Annotated in this window: 15 protein-coding genes; 9 read left to right on the top strand and 6 right to left on the bottom strand. The window is 71.8% G+C overall.

The window, feature by feature from the left end:
• Positions 1–15: 15 nt before the first annotated feature.
• Positions 16–360: a UBP-type zinc finger domain-containing protein gene (locus tag RAC69_RS15305; RefSeq protein WP_375087578.1), complete on the top strand. Its 345-nt coding sequence runs from the start codon at positions 16–18 to the stop codon at positions 358–360.
• Between the two features lie 53 nt (positions 361–413).
• On the opposite strand, the gene RAC69_RS15310 is transcribed toward RAC69_RS15305, so the two are convergent.
• Genes RAC69_RS15310 through RAC69_RS15320 form a run of 3 tightly spaced genes read right to left on the bottom strand, consistent with a single transcriptional unit; the run spans position 414 to position 2,169 of the window.
• Positions 414–992: a DUF3618 domain-containing protein gene (locus RAC69_RS15310; protein ID WP_375087579.1), complete on the bottom strand. Its 579-nt coding sequence runs from the start codon at positions 990–992 to the stop codon at positions 414–416.
• Positions 989–1,402 (bottom strand): phage holin family protein, encoded by a 414-nt coding sequence (locus RAC69_RS15315; RefSeq protein WP_375087580.1) that lies wholly within the window; start codon positions 1,400–1,402, stop codon positions 989–991. The genes RAC69_RS15310 and RAC69_RS15315 overlap by 4 nt, the downstream gene beginning before the upstream one ends.
• On the bottom strand, positions 1,399–2,169 hold the full coding sequence (locus RAC69_RS15320) for a hypothetical protein (RefSeq protein ID WP_375087581.1): 771 nt from the start codon (positions 2,167–2,169) through the stop codon (positions 1,399–1,401). Before RAC69_RS15320 ends, RAC69_RS15315 begins: the two co-directional genes overlap by 4 nt.
• A 205-nt stretch (positions 2,170–2,374) precedes the next feature.
• On the opposite strand from RAC69_RS15320, the gene RAC69_RS15325 reads away from it, so the two are divergent.
• On the top strand, positions 2,375–3,007 hold the full coding sequence (locus tag RAC69_RS15325) for a zinc-binding alcohol dehydrogenase (protein ID WP_375087582.1): 633 nt from the start codon (positions 2,375–2,377) through the stop codon (positions 3,005–3,007).
• Positions 3,008–3,034: 27 nt separating this feature from the next.
• Here RAC69_RS15325 and RAC69_RS15330 read toward each other — a convergent pair whose 3' ends face one another.
• Both RAC69_RS15330 and RAC69_RS15335 read right to left on the bottom strand, forming a co-directional pair.
• Complete coding sequence (locus tag RAC69_RS15330) at positions 3,035–3,349, bottom strand: potassium transporter Trk (RefSeq protein ID WP_375087583.1); 315 nt, start codon at positions 3,347–3,349, stop codon at positions 3,035–3,037.
• Between the two features lie 95 nt (positions 3,350–3,444).
• Entirely contained in the window at positions 3,445–7,260 is a 3,816-nt protein-coding gene (locus tag RAC69_RS15335) for an HtaA domain-containing protein (protein WP_375087584.1), read from the bottom strand.
• Positions 7,261–7,420: 160 nt separating this feature from the next.
• On the opposite strand from RAC69_RS15335, the gene RAC69_RS15340 reads away from it, so the two are divergent.
• The 3 genes from RAC69_RS15340 to RAC69_RS15350 are packed head-to-tail and all read left to right on the top strand — an operon-like array spanning position 7,421 to position 10,394.
• Positions 7,421–8,539 (top strand): hemin ABC transporter substrate-binding protein, encoded by a 1,119-nt coding sequence (locus RAC69_RS15340; protein ID WP_375087585.1) that lies wholly within the window; start codon positions 7,421–7,423, stop codon positions 8,537–8,539.
• Positions 8,536–9,609, top strand: a complete 1,074-nt coding sequence (locus tag RAC69_RS15345) for a FecCD family ABC transporter permease (protein ID WP_375087586.1) — start codon at positions 8,536–8,538, stop codon at positions 9,607–9,609. Before RAC69_RS15340 ends, RAC69_RS15345 begins: the two co-directional genes overlap by 4 nt.
• 17 nt (positions 9,610–9,626) lie before the next feature.
• Positions 9,627–10,394, top strand: a complete 768-nt coding sequence (locus tag RAC69_RS15350; RefSeq protein ID WP_375087592.1) for a heme ABC transporter ATP-binding protein — start codon at positions 9,627–9,629, stop codon at positions 10,392–10,394.
• A gap of 87 nt (positions 10,395–10,481) precedes the next feature.
• Here RAC69_RS15350 and RAC69_RS15355 read toward each other — a convergent pair whose 3' ends face one another.
• Positions 10,482–10,853, bottom strand: a complete 372-nt coding sequence (locus RAC69_RS15355; protein WP_341935734.1) for a sterol carrier family protein — start codon at positions 10,851–10,853, stop codon at positions 10,482–10,484.
• A gap of 151 nt (positions 10,854–11,004) precedes the next feature.
• On the opposite strand from RAC69_RS15355, the gene RAC69_RS15360 reads away from it, so the two are divergent.
• The 4 genes from RAC69_RS15360 to RAC69_RS15375 all read left to right on the top strand — a co-directional run.
• Complete coding sequence (locus tag RAC69_RS15360; protein ID WP_375087587.1) at positions 11,005–11,685, top strand: NUDIX hydrolase; 681 nt, start codon at positions 11,005–11,007, stop codon at positions 11,683–11,685.
• A gap of 147 nt (positions 11,686–11,832) precedes the next feature.
• A complete protein-coding gene (gene purD, locus RAC69_RS15365) occupies positions 11,833–13,110 on the top strand; it encodes a phosphoribosylamine--glycine ligase (protein WP_375087588.1) in 1,278 nt (425 codons plus the stop codon).
• 151 nt (positions 13,111–13,261) lie between these two features.
• On the top strand, positions 13,262–13,729 hold the full coding sequence (locus tag RAC69_RS15370) for a winged helix-turn-helix transcriptional regulator (protein WP_375087589.1): 468 nt from the start codon (positions 13,262–13,264) through the stop codon (positions 13,727–13,729).
• Positions 13,726–15,068: MFS transporter (locus RAC69_RS15375; protein WP_375087590.1), on the top strand; the 1,343-nt coding region annotated here is incomplete at its 3' end. The genes RAC69_RS15370 and RAC69_RS15375, both read left to right, overlap by 4 nt.

The following is a 15,068-nucleotide window of genomic DNA, read 5'->3' on the forward strand; positions in this document are numbered from 1 at the left end:
CTACCGAGGAGAGAGATGAGCACCGACATCGATGTGAACGTCGCACCGTCCGGCACCGGATGCGTCGAGTGCGACCGACAGGACGGCTTCTGGGTGCATCTGCGCCGCTGCGCGGCGTGCGGGCACGTGGGATGCTGCGACACCTCCCCCGGTCAGCATGCGACGGCGCACTTCCGGGAGACCGGCCACCCGCTCATCCAGAGCTTCGAGCCGGGCGAGGACTGGTACTGGGACTACACCGACGAGACGGTCCTCGACGGGCCGGAGCTCGCGGCACCGACCAGCAGGCCTCAGGACCAGCCCTCCCCCGGACCCGCCGGCCGCGTTCCCGTCAACTGGCGCGAGCTCATCCACACCTGACCGACGGATGCGGTGCCGACCCGGTGTGGGGTCGGCACCGCATCCGCGCGACCTCAGCGCTGATCAGCGACCGCGTCGCGCGCTTGCTCCGCGCCGTCCTTGACGGTGTCGGCCGCCGAGACGGCCTCGTCCTTCACGTGCGAGGCGGCATCCGTCACCTCGTCCTTGACGGCGGCAGCCGCCTCCTGAGCAGGCTCCTTGAGGTGCTCGCCGACCGTCCGGGCGGCGGACGTCGCCTCGTCGACCAGCGGCTGCGCCTTCTCCTTGACCTCCTCGGCGAGCTCCTTCTCCTTCTGCGAGGCCGGGATCAGCGCCGCCGCGACGAGGCCGGCGGCGAACGCCATCAGCCCCACGGCGAGCGGATTCCCCTGCGCCGTGCGCGCGGCGCCGTGACCCGCGCTGCCGACAGCGGCGGCCGCCGACGAGCCGGCGTGCGACACGGCGCTGCCCGCGTCGTCGGCTGCGCCCATCACCCGGTCGACGACCGACCGCACGGCGCCCTTCATCTTCTGCGTCTGCCGGTGCACGACCTTCGACGGCGTGACCTTATCGGCCAGCGCATCGACGTCGCGTCCGAACTCCTGCCTGGTGCGCTCGATGTCGGCGCGGATGGCGTCTGGTGAATCACTCATCGGTTCTCCTCGTTTCTCTTCACCGCGTCCGGGATGCGCTTGACGGTCTCGACCGTGCGCGGCGCCCCCTCGACGCTCTTCAGCCGTGTGCGTCCCATCAGGAACAGGACGAGCGCGATCAGCGCCCAGATGACGGCGACGATCACCGCCGACCAGCCGAGGCCGGTCAGATACCCGAGCGCCCACCACAGGGCGACCGAGAGGAAGAAGACGGCCATGAGCGCCGCGTACCCCGCGCCGCCCAGCATGCCTGCTCCTCGGCCGGCCCTCGTCGCCGACTGCTTGAGCTCGGCCTTCGCCAGTTCCAGCTCCTGCCGCATCAGGGTCGACAGGTCGGAGGTGACCTCTCCCAGCAGGTCGCCGAGCGATGTCGTCTCGGCATTGTGCTCGGAGGGAGTCGGGTCCGTCATGGTCGCTCCTCTCCCGGAGCTTCGTGCGCGGCACCCGCCCGGTCGTACAGCGGGGTGTCGCTGCCCTCGAGCGGCGGGGTGGCGTCGGCGTCGTGCCACGACACTCCGCCGGAGCCGGGGAGCACGGTTGCGTCGCCCACCGGCACGGGCGGCACAGGCGGGGGAACGGATGCGGCAGCAGCGGCATCCGCGGAGTCGGACCCCGCAGCTGAGCCCGCCGGCTCCGAGGACCGTGCCTGCGAGCCGCTCTCCCCCGCACTCTCGGAGAGCGCCCTCGTGAGGCGACCGACGACGAGTCCGGCGACTGCCGCGACGGCGATGAACGTGCCGGGCTTCCGGCGGGCGTAGGAGGTCACCTCCGTCAGCAGCGACCCCGGATCGCGATCGCCGATCCAGCTCGCGACTCCCTGCACCTTCGTCGACACCTGTCGGACGAGGTCGGCGCCCACCCCGCCCTCCGCGCCGTCTGCCATGGTCTGCAGCTCGCCGCCCACCGACTGCAGTCCGTCGGCGACGCGGCGCTGCTGCACGACGGCCTGGTCGCGCAGTTCCTCGCGCGTCTGCCGGTACAGGTCCCTGACCTGGTCCTTGGCTTCGTGCGCGACGGCGCCGGCCTCGGCCGTGGCCGTCTCCACGACGCCTGCCGCCTGCTCTGCCGCAGTACCGGTCAGGTCGATCGCCTCGTCCTTCGCCGTCTGCACGACGCCGGAGGATTCCGAGGAGCCGGTGCCGGAGGCCGGGGCCTCTTCGCCATAACTCTGTGACATGTTGTTCCTCTCGCTGCGGCCGGTGCTCACCGGCGTGGGAACGGGTCTACGCCCGCGTCGAAGGCGGGTCGTGAGGGTTGACGGACGCGGTCCACGGGCGTTACTGTGCCGCGCGCGCGAGAGGCTCGCACGCGTGGGCGGATCCGGCCCCGCGGATCGGCGTCGGGACTGCCGCGCGGCGGCGAGCGCCGCCTACGATGGGGCCATGGCCGACAAGCCGCAGTGGCTGATCCGCGAGGACGCGAGCGTCCCCGTGCTGGTCGCGCTCGCACTGCGTCAGGCCCTCGGCATCCGCGCCCCCGACGATCTGCCCAGCCTCCGCGATCTGCCCGTGCGGGCTCCGGACGCCACGGAGGTGACGCCGACTCTCGAGAAGCAGTGGCGCGATTACTGGGACATGACGGTCGAGCCGCGCGCGCATCCGTCCGGCGGTCCGCTGGAGCTCGTCGACGGGTTCGACACGCTGGTCGCCCTCCCCGCGTCTGGCGCGGAGGACCTGGTCGACGCGATCCGGCCGCACGCGGCATCCGCCCTGCACTTCGCCCGGGTCGCGCACGACCGCTACCTGTCGTCGATCCGCGGCTCGGTGGGCACCCGCACGGCCGGAGGCACGGCGAACGGAGAGTCGTACCGCGCCTACGCCAGCGCGATCGCGGAGTTCGAGCGCGACATTGGCCGACGCGCGCACTCGTTCGAGCTGAACGTGCAGGTGCTGCCGTTCTCGCAGCGCGGGATCTGGTGGATCGGATCCCTCACGGTCGCCGTGACCGACGGGCTGCGCCGCGACGTCGTGTCGTTCGACTCGGCGATCAGGCCGATCATCGCCGAGCTCGCCTGACAGGATCCGCGGGGACTCGGCGGGCGGTCAGTCGTCCGTGACGATGGTCTCGTGCTCGACGCGCACGACGCGGTCGTGGCGGCGTGACATCCGCTCGAGGATCAGACCGACGACACCACCGAGGGCGAGTCCGATCGGGACGGTCCACAGCAGCAGGAAGCCGAAGACCTGGCCGGGCGGGTAGACGACGTTCACGGCGTCGGACGGCTCGTAGCTGCCGATGAGCGTGAGGATGCCGGCCACGATGATGCCGACGACGACGCCGATCCCCATGAACACGCCGTAGCGCGGTACACGACGGACAGTCGCCTCGACCGTCTCGGGGGAGTGCTGGGATGCCATGCGTCCATTGTCCCACCGTCGGCTGTGCAGCGGCACCGGATGCAGAGCACCGCCCTCCCCGCGTCCGCTGCGGGGAGGGCGGTGCGGTCTGCTGGTCAGGCTCCCGTCGTGACGTCCGCGCCCTCCGCGTTCGCCCGGTTGCGTCGGGCGATGAGCACGCCGGCGCCGGCACCGAGGGCCACGATCACGAGACCGCCCACGATCCACGGCCATACCGGTGCGCCCTCCACGTCGGCGACGGCGGTGACGGATGCCGCGGCTGCGGTGCCCTGCGACTCCTCCTCCGGCTCGTCCTCCGCCGCGACGCCGCACGCGGCGGGGACCGGGATCGACGCCGTCACCGGGTCGAGCTCCTCGCCGGCGCCGTACGTGCCGAAGGCGGCGGCCCCTGCCTCGGTGAGCGTGGCGGGCAGCGCGGTGAGCGACAGCATCCCGTCGACGACAGCGGAGTCGCCGAGTGCGAACTCCGCGAAGCGGACGCCCTGCTGATCGACCCCCTGCCCGTCCTGGGTGGTGCCGAGCACGTCGAACACCAGGTAGCCGGTGTCTCCGGCGAGTTCGAGGCGCGCGTTCGACAGCGTGGTGTTCAGGGCGCCGCCGTGCCCCGTGAACGCGATGCTCCCCCCGAACCCGACGAGTCCGGTGAGCGTCTGGTCGTCGAACGAGCCGGCGCCGTTCTCCCAGACGTACTCGGGGTAGCGGTAGTCGACGTCGGTGAGGGTCCAGCCGCCGGCGGCGATGCCCTCGATGTACGTGCGGAAGGACTCCTTGAAGCCCCACTGCAGCGTCGCGCCCTCGACCGTGCACTGCCCGATCGCGGCGGTCGCACGGGTGAGCGTGAACTCGAGCCCGTGCGAGACCGAGCCCTGGAGCGTCAGCGTGTGCGCCCCGTCCTCGAGCGTCGCCGGCAGCGAGCCCGACCAGGTCGCGACGCCCGAGGAATCGGCGTCGACGGACCCCAGCAGCACGGGCGTCGAATAGACCACGACCTGGATGCCCGTCTCGTTCGGACGGAACCCGGATGCCGAGATCGTGGCCGCTCCGCCGGACTGCAGCGCCGCGAAGTTCGTCTCGTCGATCCGGATGCCGGTGGTCGCCGGAGGCGTCGCGGGGATCGCGGTCTTGGCCTTGGTGACCGCCGCCGCGACGGTGCCGGTGGTGGCCGCCGCGACCGAGCCGATCGTGAACGTCACCGGGTCGAGAGAGGTCGAGTAGCCCGAGAGCACGCGGTCACGCCCCTGGGCTGTGAGCGTCGCGGGAGCGCCGGAGTAGGTGACCGCACCGTTCGCGGTCACGACGACGGCGCGCGACAGATCGAGCGTCGCGAACGGCACCTGGGCGCCGGCGTGCGTCACCGACAGGGTCGCCGCGGTCGCCGAGGTCACGGTGATCTGCGGGTTGGACACGGTGACGTCGAGCACGCCGCTGTGACCGGTGAAGCGCACCGCGCCCTGGTAGACGACGCTGCCGAGCCCGCTGGCGGCGCTGAAGTCGCCGCCGACCGTCTGTCCGAACTGGAACATCCCGCCTGATCGGGTCGCCCCGCCGGAGACCTCGATCGCGCCCTTGGCGATCCCGCCTGTGACGTAGCTCGTGAACGACGACGAGATCGCCCACCGCAGCGACCCGCCGGGCACGGGCACACCGGGCGCCGTGGGCTGCGTCGTCGGCGGGGTCGTCGGCGGCACCTCGACGATCGGTCCGAGCAGGGCGTCCCACTGCTGCGGCGTGATGGTCACGGCGCTGCGTCCGTAGATGGTCTGCGCGGTCGGCATGGTGTGCTGCTGCCAGGCGATGACCTCGTAGGTCTTGGCGCGGTCGAGCAGCTTCGCGGCGGCCGTGAGGTCGACCGAGAACTCGCCGCCGGTGATCGGCCGCACGTATTGCATGGCCGCGAAGCCGCCGCCGGCGGTGACGTCGGCCTCGGTGCCGGTCTCGATGAGTGCGACGTAGGCGCCGGTGGCGGCGCCGAGCCGAGAGCCCGTCGCGTGGACGACGAGTCCGCCCGCGGCCGTCGCCGAGGTGACGGTCGAGGTGATCGTCGGCGCGGTGCCGTAATTCAGCGGCACGCTGCGCTCCTGCGCCGCGTTGACCACCCCGCCCGCTCCGTAGGTGTACACGCCGTACGCGCCGGGGGCGGCTGCGGCGTCCTTCAGCGTCAGAGTGGCCTGGAAGGTGCCGTCGTCGGCGATGTCGACCCACTGTCCGCGGATCGCGGCCTGGTACTGCGCGGGCACCTGGTCGAGCACCGACTCGGCGAGCGCCCAGGCCTGTGCTCCGACGGAGCGGGTGGAGCCGGCTGCGCCGGTTGACGGCTGCCACTGCGACGCGAAGTTGCCGAACACGACATAGGTGCCCTGCGGAAGCGTCGCGGGGATCGGGACACCGCGGCCGCCGACGTTCGCCGTCGGGTCGTAACCCGACCCCTTCACGACCACGGTGTCACCGGCCTTCAGCGCCGTGGTGCCCGCCGGCGTCATACCGTCGGCGAGGAACACCGCGATCGCTGGCTCCGCGGGGGCGATCGTGTTCCAGATCGCGTCGCTGATCGCGACCGGAGTGCGGGCGAGGATCGTCTGCGCGGTCGGCATGGTGTGCTGCTGCCAGACGATGACCTCGTAGGTCTTCGTGCGGTCGAGGGAGGCCGCCTTGGCCGTGAGGTCGACGGTGAACGCGCCGCCCGAGACCGAGCGGACGTACTGCATGGCCGCGAAGCCCCCGCCCGCGGTGACCTGAGCCTCGGTGCCGGTCTCGATGACCGCCGCGTACACGCCGGTGACGCTGCCGAAGCCCGAACCGGTCACGGTCGTGGTGACGCCGGGATCGCCTGTCGCGAGCGCGGCTGCGGCGGTGATCTTCGGGGCGACCGTGTAATTCAGGGCGACGCTGCGCTCCTGCGCGGCATTCGTGACGCCACCTGCGCCGTACGTGTAGATGCCGTAGGCACCGGGGGTGGCCTTGGTGTCCTGGAGCGTCAGAGTGGCCCGGAAGGTGCCGTCGGCGGCGATGTCGACCCACTGCCCGCGGATCGCAGCCTGGTACTGGGCCGGCACCTGGTCGAGCACAGACTCGGCGAGCGCCCACGCCTGCGAACCCACCGAACGGGTCGACGACGCCGCGCCCGTCGAGGGCTGCCACTGCGACGCGAAGTTGCCGAACACGACATAGGTGCCCTGCGGAAGCGTCGCGGGGATCGGAACGCCCCGGCCGCCGACGTTCGCCGTCGGGTCGTAACCCGACCCCTTCACGACCACGGTGTCACCGGCCTTCAGCGCCGTGGTGCCCGCCGGCGTCGTGCCGTCGGCGAGGAACACCGCGATCGAGGGCGCGGTCGGCTCGGGAGTCGTGCCGGGATCGGTGCCCGGGTCCGTCCCGGAATCGGTGCCCGGGTCCGTCCCGGGATCGGTGCCCGGTTCCGTCCCGGGGTCGGGCGTCGCGGGCGGGAACACGGCATCCCACTGCGAGCCCGAGATCCCGACGTCGCCGCGGGCGTAGATGGTGTCGGCGTTCGGCACGGAGTGCTGCTGCCAGACGAGCACCTCGTAGACCTGCGTGCGGTCGAGCTTGTCGGCCGGAGCGGTCAGCGTGAAGGAGCTCGCGCCGGCGTCGACCGCGGGGAACGGCGTCGCGAACGCGGCGTAGCCGCCGCCAGGGCCCGACAGTCCGCTCTCCGTGCCCTTGACGATGAGGGCGGCGTAGACGCTGGCGACGTCGGGGAGTCCGCTCGCCTCGACCTGCACGGTCAGGCCGCTCGTGCCGGCGGAGGTGACGGAGGCCGCGACCGACCCGCTCGCGGCGTGCGCCGGGGGCACGATCACCGCGCCGGCGGCTATCAGGAGGAAGGAGACGAGGGCGGCGAGAAGCACGCGGATGCGGCTGCTCCCCGGGGATGCGATGGCTGTGTCGTTCACGGTTCTCCAGGCGCCGGGCGCGCGAAGGGGGTACGCGCCAGCGGTGCCGCTGTGCAGTCGAGCGAAGGGTGATTGTTGGTTAGGCTTAGCTAAGTAAGCGCTGGTCCCGAGACTAGAGGCGGCGAGGAGATCCCGTCAAGTTTTAGGATAGCCTTGCCTAATGCGCCGCATCCCTGCCGTCCTCCTCGCTGCCGCGCTCGCCCTCGGTCTCGCCTCCTGCGCGACGCCCGGACCCGCGACGCCGCAGCACGCGGAAGAGGTCGAGGCCTGCCCCCAGGCATCCGCACCGCTCTCGTCCCTCGACCTCGTCGACGACGTGCGCTCCGCGACCGGCGTCTCGACCGCCTGCCTCTCCAGTCACGCGATCGAGCCGGTCGCCGACGACACCGCGCCCGCCCTGCCGGTCACGGTCACGGACGCCGAGGGGCGCGAGGTCGAGATCAGCGAGGTCGACCGCATCCTGCCGATCGACATCTCGGGCACGATCGCGTCGACCGTGTTCGCCCTCGGACTCGGCGACCAGGTCGTCGGACGCGACTCGTCGACGCAGTTCGCCGGCACGGAGGACCTTCCGGTCGTGACGAAGACCGGTCACACCCTCAACGCCGAGGCGATCGTCGAGCTCGCCCCCACCGTCATCCTCACCGACACCACGATCGGCCCCAAGGAGGTTCGCCAGCAGCTGCGCGACGCGGGCATCGCGGTCGTCGTCGTCTCCGGCGATCGACGCCTCGACACCACCGACGAGCTCGTCACCGAGATCGCCGCAGCCCTCGGAGTGCCGTCGCGAGGCGAGGCCCTCATCGAACGGCTGGATGCCGATCTCGAGGCGTCCCTCGCCGAGATCGCCGAGGTGGTCCCCGCATCGGTCGACGACCGCGCACGGATGCTGTTCCTCTACGTGCGCGGGAGCGCGAACGTGTACTACATCTTCGGCGAGGACTCCGGTGCCGACTCGCTCATCGACGCGGTCGGCGGAGTCGACGTGGCCGGTGAGATCGGCTGGCAGGGCATGAAGCCCATGACCGCCGAGGCGCTCGTCGCCGCCCAGCCCGATGTGCTGGTGATGATGACCGACGGGCTCGAATCCGTCGGCGGCGTCGACGGGCTCCTGGAGCGCATCCCTGCGATCGCGCAGACTCCAGCCGGCGCGAACCGTCGCGTGATCGACATGGCAGACAGCGAGATCCTCAGCTTCGGACCGCGGTCGGCCGAGGTGATCGGCGCGATCGCTCGCGCGCTCTACGCTCCCGATGCCGCCGCCGAGTTCGCGAAGTGACCGGGGAAGTCGTCACCCGCACCCCGGCCACCCATCGGGGCCTGCGTTTCACCCTCGTCGTCGTCGGACTCGTCGCAGCCCTCGTCGTCACCTGCATCGCCTCGATCACGAGCGGTCAGTACGCCCTCTCCCCCACCGACCTCCTGGGCGTACTCCTCAAGGGCGTGGGCATCGACACCGCGTGGGCGCCGACCTCGGCCGCCGACTACGGAGTCATCTACAACCTCCGACTGCCGCGGCTCGCACTCGGCATCCTCGTCGGGGCCGCCCTCGCCGTCTCCGGCGTGCTCATGCAAGCGATCTTCGGCAACCCGCTGGCGGATGCCGGAGTGGTCGGAGTCTCCTCCGGCGCGGCACTGGGAGCGGCGGCGAGCATCACCCTCGGACTCGCGTCGTTCGGCACGTGGACGACGCCCGTGTTCGCGTTCCTCGGCGGGCTCGCCGCGGTGCTCGCCGTCTACTTCATCAGCCGATCCGGGGGACGGACCGAAGTCGTCACGCTGCTGCTCACCGGCATCGCCATCAACGCGATCGCCGGAGCCGGCATGGCCTTCCTCACGTTCCTGGGCACCACGTCGACACGCGAGCAGATCGTGTTCTGGCAGCTCGGCTCGCTCAACGGCGCCCTCTGGTCGAACGCCGCGCTCGTCGCACCCCTGGTCGCGGTCGGGGTGATGGTGGCGCTGCTCGTCGCCGGGCACCTCGACCTCTTCGCCCTCGGCGAGCGCACCGCACGGCACCTCGGCGTGAACGTCGAGGCGCTGCGGATGGTGGTCATCGTGACGGTGGCGGTGCTCGTGTGCGCGGCAGTCGCCTTCGCGGGCATCATCGGGTTCGCGGGGCTCGTCGTCCCCCATCTCATGCGGATGCTGATCGGTCCGGCCCACCTGCCGCTCGTGATCTCGTCGGCGCTCGGCGGGGCGTTGCTGATCGCGCTCGCCGACCTCGTCGCCCGCACCGCGGTGCCGCTGGCCGACTTGCCGATCGGCATGATCACCTCGCTGGTCGGCGGGCCGTTCTTCCTCTGGCTGCTCGTACGAACGCGCCGTCGCTCGGGAGGCTGGGCGTGAACGCGACAGAGGGCGCCGTGCGGCTGCAGGCTCGCGGTGTGACGGTGCGCATCGGAGGAGCGCGCGCCATCCTCGACGATGCGTCGATCGACGTCAGGGCGGGCGAGATCCATGCCCTCGTCGGACCCAACGGAGCCGGCAAGTCGACGCTGTTCGGTGTGCTCGCCGGCGACCTCGTCCCGCTCGCGGGAGACGTGCTTCTCGACGGGACGCCGCTCGCCGGCATCCGCTCGCCCGACCTCGCCCGCGCCCGCGCGGTGCTGCTGCAGGAGAACGCGGTCTCGTTCCCGTTCACCGCCGAGCAGGTCGTGCGCATGGGACGGGCGCCATGGGCGCGCACCGACGCCGCAGAGGACGACGACCAGCGCGTGGCCGCCGCGATGGCGGCGACCGAGGTCACGGCGCTCGCGACGCGCCCGGTGACCTCGCTGTCGGGCGGAGAGCGCGCCCGCGTGGCGCTCGCCAGGGTGATCACTCAGAGCACCGGCATCCTGCTGCTCGACGAGCCGACCGCCGCACTCGACCTCAAGCATCACGAAGACGTCATGCGACTCGTGCGCGGACAGGCGGATGCCGGCGACGCCGTCGCCCTCGTGCTGCACGATCTCAACGCGGCGCTCGCGCACGCCGACCGGGTCACCCTGCTCGCTGACGGACGCGTCGCCGCCACGGGCACCCCGGCCGAGGTGCTGACCGCCGACCGGATCGAGGCCGTCTACGGTCAGCCGGTCGACGTCTCCCCGCATCCTGTCACGGGCGTTCCTCTCGTCGTCGCCCGACGGTGACCCTCCGGGCGGTTTCGAATCGCTTGATGTGCAACTCCGACGCCGTCACAACGGTAAATCAAGCGATCTGAAACCCCGGGGTGGGGGTCAGGGACGCAGCGGCAGCACGTCGAGCAGGTCGGCCCGCGTGCCGGAGGCGTGGATGCGGCCGGCGGTCTCGGCATCCGTCCAGTGCTCGACGCCCGTGGCGACGGCGATCCACGTCGCGGCATCCATTTCGACGACGTTCGGAGGAGTGCCGCGGGTGTGGCGCGGACCCTGGATGACCTGCACGGCCCCGAACGGCGGAACGCGCACCTCGACGCTGTTGCCCGGCGCCTTCTCGTCGAGCAGCTGCAGCAGATAGCGCACGGCGGTGGCGAGGTCGTTCCTGGCCGGCTTCTCCCCCGCCGACTCCGCAGCCCGCACGGCGTCGAGCGCGGTGCGTCCGTCGATGATGTCGATCTTGCGAGGGGGCATGGGATCCAGGGTACGCCGGGCCTCGGCATCCCGCTCCCGTCGCAGAATCGCGCCCGTGTCGCAGGAATCAGGCTTGTCCGTGCGACGCGGGCGCGTTTCTGCGACCAGGGCGCACGCCGCCCGGGCTCGCCGCGGGCATAGGCTCGAGACGATGACCGAGAACCCCGAGACCCTGCACGGCGCGCGGGCCGAACTGATCGCCGCGGCGCAGCGCGCGGACGCGTGGGCGAAGCCGTTCCCGCCGCTCGTAGGCGACGCGCATCCGGCATCCGTGCTCGTGCTGTTCGGACGCCTCGACAGCACCTCCGCGCAGACCGACGAGGCCACGGTCGCCGCCGACCTCGACGTGCTGCTGCAGAGACGCGCTGCGACGCTGTCGTCGCATCCCGGTCAGGTGTCGTTCCCCGGCGGACGCCGGGAGGAGCAGGATGCCGACGCCGTCGCCACCGCGCTGCGCGAGGCGCAGGAGGAGACCGGCCTCGACCCCGCGGGCGTCGAGGTGCTCGCCACGCTCGGCGAGCTGCCCCTCGCCGCGAGCAACCATGTCGTGACGCCCGTGCTGGGCTGGTGGCGTTCTCCGTCGCGCGTCGCGGCGGTCGACCACGCCGAGACGGTGGACGTCTTCCGGGTGCCGGTGGCGCAGCTGCTCGACCCCGCCACCCGCTTCACCTCGACGATCCGCCGGTTCGGCCGCACCTGGCGCGGCCCCGCCTTCGACGTCGACGGCACGATCGTGTGGGGCTTCACGGCCATGGTGCTCGACGCACTGTTCGACGCGGCGGGGTGGACCCGGGACTGGGACCGCTCCGTCGAGCGCCCGATCGACCTCTGAGGCGCCCCGTCGACGCGTTCCCGCCGCGTTCAGTGGGCACCTCCTGCCGCAACTCGGCGCGGATTCCGACATCGGGTGCCACCTCGAGGGCGGCGAGCGCAGCGGACCCGACCGAAACGCCGCGCACCGCGTCGGTAGGCTGGTCGGGTGAAGATCCTCGTCCTCGGTTCCGGTGCCCGTGAGCACGCGATCATCCTCGGCCTGCGGGCGGAGCAGACGGAGCACGAGATCTTCGTCGCCCCCGGCAACGCGGGCATCGCCCAGGATGCCACCCCGGTGAGCCTCGATCCGCTCGACGGCGCGGCGATCACGGAGTTCGCCAACGAGAACGCCGTCGACCTCGTGGTCGTCGGCCCGGAGGCGCCGCTCGTCGCGGGCGTCGCCGATGTGCTGCGCGAGCGCGGCATCCCGGTGTTCGGTCCCGGCAGGGCGGCCGCACAGCTCGAAGGCTCGAAGTCTTTCGCGAAGCGGATCATGGATGCCGCGGGCGTGCCCACCGGCCGCGCCGTGCGCGCGGCGACGACCGCCGAGGTCGAGGCGGCATTCGACGATCTCGGTGCCCCGCACGTGGTGAAGGCCGACGGCCTCGCGGCAGGCAAGGGCGTCATCGTGACCTCCGATCGCGCCGAGGCCCTGGCCCACGCCGAGCAGTATCTGCCGTCGGGTCCGGTGCTCGTCGAGGAGTTCCTGTCGGGGCCCGAGGTCTCGCTCTTCTTCCTCAGCGACGGCGACACGGTGCGCGCGCTCAGCCCCGCGCAGGATTTCAAGCGTGCACTCGACGGCGACGAGGGCCCCAACACGGGGGGCATGGGAGCGTACTCGCCGCTGCCTTGGCTGGCCGAGCAGTTCGGCAGCGAGCAGGCGTTCGTCGACGAGGTCACGCGCGATGTGGCGCTGCCTGTGATCCGGCAACTCGACGGAGAGGGCACCCCGTTCATCGGCCTGCTCTACGCGGGGCTCATCCTCACGCCGGCCGGCGTGCGCGTGATCGAGTTCAACGCCCGCTTCGGCGACCCCGAGACCCAGGTCGTACTGCCGCGCCTCATGACGCCGCTGTCGGAGCTGCTGCTGGCCGCGGCATCCGGCACCCTCGAGGATCAGCCCGACCCGGAATTCCGCGACGACGTCGCGATCACGGTCGTGGTGGCGAGCGAGGGCTACCCCGAGGCGCCGCAGACCGGCCGCCCGATCGAGGGTCTGGCCGAGGCGGCGTCGGTCGAGGGTGTCCGTCTCGTGCACGCGGCGACCGCGAGCCCCGACGCTCCCGGCGGATCGCTCGTCGCGACGGGCGGGCGTGTGCTGAACGTCGTGGCGACGGCATCCGACTTCCGCACCGCGCGCGACCGCGCGTACGAGGCCGTCGGACGCATCCGCCTCGAGGGCTCGCAGCACCGCACCGACATCGCCGCGCGCGTCGCGGAGTAACGCTCTCCTCTCCGCCGAACAACCCCTCTGCGTTCGAGCCACCCCTCTGCGACGCGTTCGCAGGGGGGTGGTTCGCGCAGACAGGGGTGGTTCGGCGAAGTGACGGGCGCGCGCGCTTGACAGCATCCACTTTCTTCAAGAAAGTATGAGGATGCCGCTCCGCTCCGACTGGTCGACCGCCACGTGTCCGATCGCCCGCTCCGCCGACGTGCTCGCCGACCCCTGGGTCTTGCTGATTCTGCGGGAGCTCTTCTCGGGGCGTTCGCGCTTCGACGAGCTGCGCGAGGCGACGGGCGCCGCCGACTCCGTGCTCTCCCGCCGCCTCAGTGCGATGACGGATGCGGGACTCGTCGTCCGTGACGCCGATCGCGGCTACGCCCTGACGGATTCCGGGCGCGAGACGCTTCCGATCCTCCACGCGTTCGCACGCTTCTCCCGCGTGACCGACCCCGATGGCCCCTGGGGCCTGCAGACCTCGTGCGCCCGGTGCGGCCGTGCCGCGGCATCCGTCGACTGGTGCACGCACTGCGCGGCCCCGCTCGAGGTGGACTCGACCCGGTGGGCGCGGCGCAGCATGGGCGGCGAGCCGTTCGCGCTGGTCACGGGAGCCCCCGCGTGACCGCCGAATCGGTCGAGGAGCCCACCGGCACCTCGGCATCCCGCCCGCGTCGTGTGCATCCGGCGTGGATCGTCGCGCTCGTCGCCCTCATCGCACTGATCGGCGCCGCCGGGTTCCGCGCAGCGCCGGGCGTGCTCATGCTCCCGCTGCAGGACGAGTTCGGCTGGACCACCGCCGAGCTGTCGCTCGCCGTCACCGTCAACCTGCTGCTGTTCGGGCTCACCGCTCCTTTCGCGGCAGCGCTCATGCAGCGCTTCGGCATCAGGGCCGTCACCGTGACGGCGCTGTTCGTGATCGGCGCGGGCGCGGCGCTGAGCGTGTTCGTCGCGACGCCCGCGCAGCTGATCCTCACCTGGGGGGTCCTGATCGGACTCGGCACCGGGTCGATGGCCCTCGTGTTCGCCGCGACCATCACCGACACGTGGTTCGCCAGCCGCCGTGGACTCGTGTCGGGTGTGCTCACCGCAGGGAGCGCGACCGGTCAGCTCATCTTCCTGCCCGTGATCGCGACCTCGGCCGAGCAGATCGGGTGGCGCGGTGCCTCCCTCATCATCGCCGGCGGCGCGCTCGCGGTCGTGCCGCTCGTCTGGATCTTCCTGCGCAACCGCCCGAGCGATCTCGGCGTCGGACGCTACGGCGAGGCCGCTCCGACGACTCCGGCCGCGCCGAGACCGCGCGGCAATGCCTGGGGTGCCGCCCGCCTCGCCGTGACGACACTGCGCGACGCCGCACGCACGAAGACGTTCTGGGCCCTCGCGATCGGCTTCGCGATCTGCGGCGCCTCGACCAACGGAATCATCGGCACGCACTTCATCCCCAGCGCCCACGACCACGGGATGCCGACGACCACCGCCGCCGGGCTCCTCGCCGTGGTCGGGATCTTCGACATCGTCGGAACCGTGTTCTCGGGCTGGCTCACCGACCGGGTGAACCCCCGCATCCTGCTCGCGGCGTACTACGCGCTCCGCGGCGTGAGCCTGCTGTTCCTGCCGAACCTGCTGTCGGCCGAGGTGCAGCCGAGCATCGTCGTGTTCATCGTGATCTACGGCCTCGACTGGGTGGCGACCGTGCCGCCGACGATCGCCCTGTGCCGCGAGGTGTTCGGCGACCGCGGACCGCTCGTCTTCGGATGGGTGTTCGCCGCACACCAGATCGGCGCCGGCATCGCCTCGGTGCTCGCGGGCATCATGCGCGACCAGACCGGCCAGTACACGATCGCCTGGTTCGCGGCCGCCGGGCTCTGCGCGGTCGCCGCGCTGGTCAGCGCGACGATCCGCCGGCACCTCGTCTTCACCCACCCCTCCCGCCGCTGTCCCTCACACTCCACACCGCCCTCACC

The organism is Microbacterium sp. LS_15, from assembly GCF_041954735.1.
Lineage (GTDB): Bacteria > Actinomycetota > Actinomycetes > Actinomycetales > Microbacteriaceae > Microbacterium.

Excerpts from the sequence above, each read along its gene's own strand:
- RAC69_RS15305 (WP_375087578.1), top strand. The coding sequence starts at position 16 with ATGAGCACCGACATCGATGTGAACGTCGCACCGTCCGGCACCGGATGC.
- RAC69_RS15310 (WP_375087579.1), bottom strand. The coding sequence starts at position 992 with ATGAGTGATTCACCAGACGCCATCCGCGCCGACATCGAGCGCACCAGG.
- RAC69_RS15315 (WP_375087580.1), bottom strand. The coding sequence starts at position 1,402 with ATGACGGACCCGACTCCCTCCGAGCACAATGCCGAGACGACATCGCTC.
- RAC69_RS15320 (WP_375087581.1), bottom strand. The coding sequence starts at position 2,169 with ATGTCACAGAGTTATGGCGAAGAGGCCCCGGCCTCCGGCACCGGCTCC.
- RAC69_RS15325 (WP_375087582.1), top strand. The coding sequence starts at position 2,375 with ATGGCCGACAAGCCGCAGTGGCTGATCCGCGAGGACGCGAGCGTCCCC.
- RAC69_RS15330 (WP_375087583.1), bottom strand. The coding sequence starts at position 3,349 with ATGGCATCCCAGCACTCCCCCGAGACGGTCGAGGCGACTGTCCGTCGT.
- RAC69_RS15340 (WP_375087585.1), top strand. The coding sequence starts at position 7,421 with ATGCGCCGCATCCCTGCCGTCCTCCTCGCTGCCGCGCTCGCCCTCGGT.
- RAC69_RS15355 (WP_341935734.1), bottom strand. The coding sequence starts at position 10,853 with ATGCCCCCTCGCAAGATCGACATCATCGACGGACGCACCGCGCTCGAC.
- RAC69_RS15360 (WP_375087587.1), top strand. The coding sequence starts at position 11,005 with ATGACCGAGAACCCCGAGACCCTGCACGGCGCGCGGGCCGAACTGATC.
- RAC69_RS15370 (WP_375087589.1), top strand. The coding sequence starts at position 13,262 with ATGCCGCTCCGCTCCGACTGGTCGACCGCCACGTGTCCGATCGCCCGC.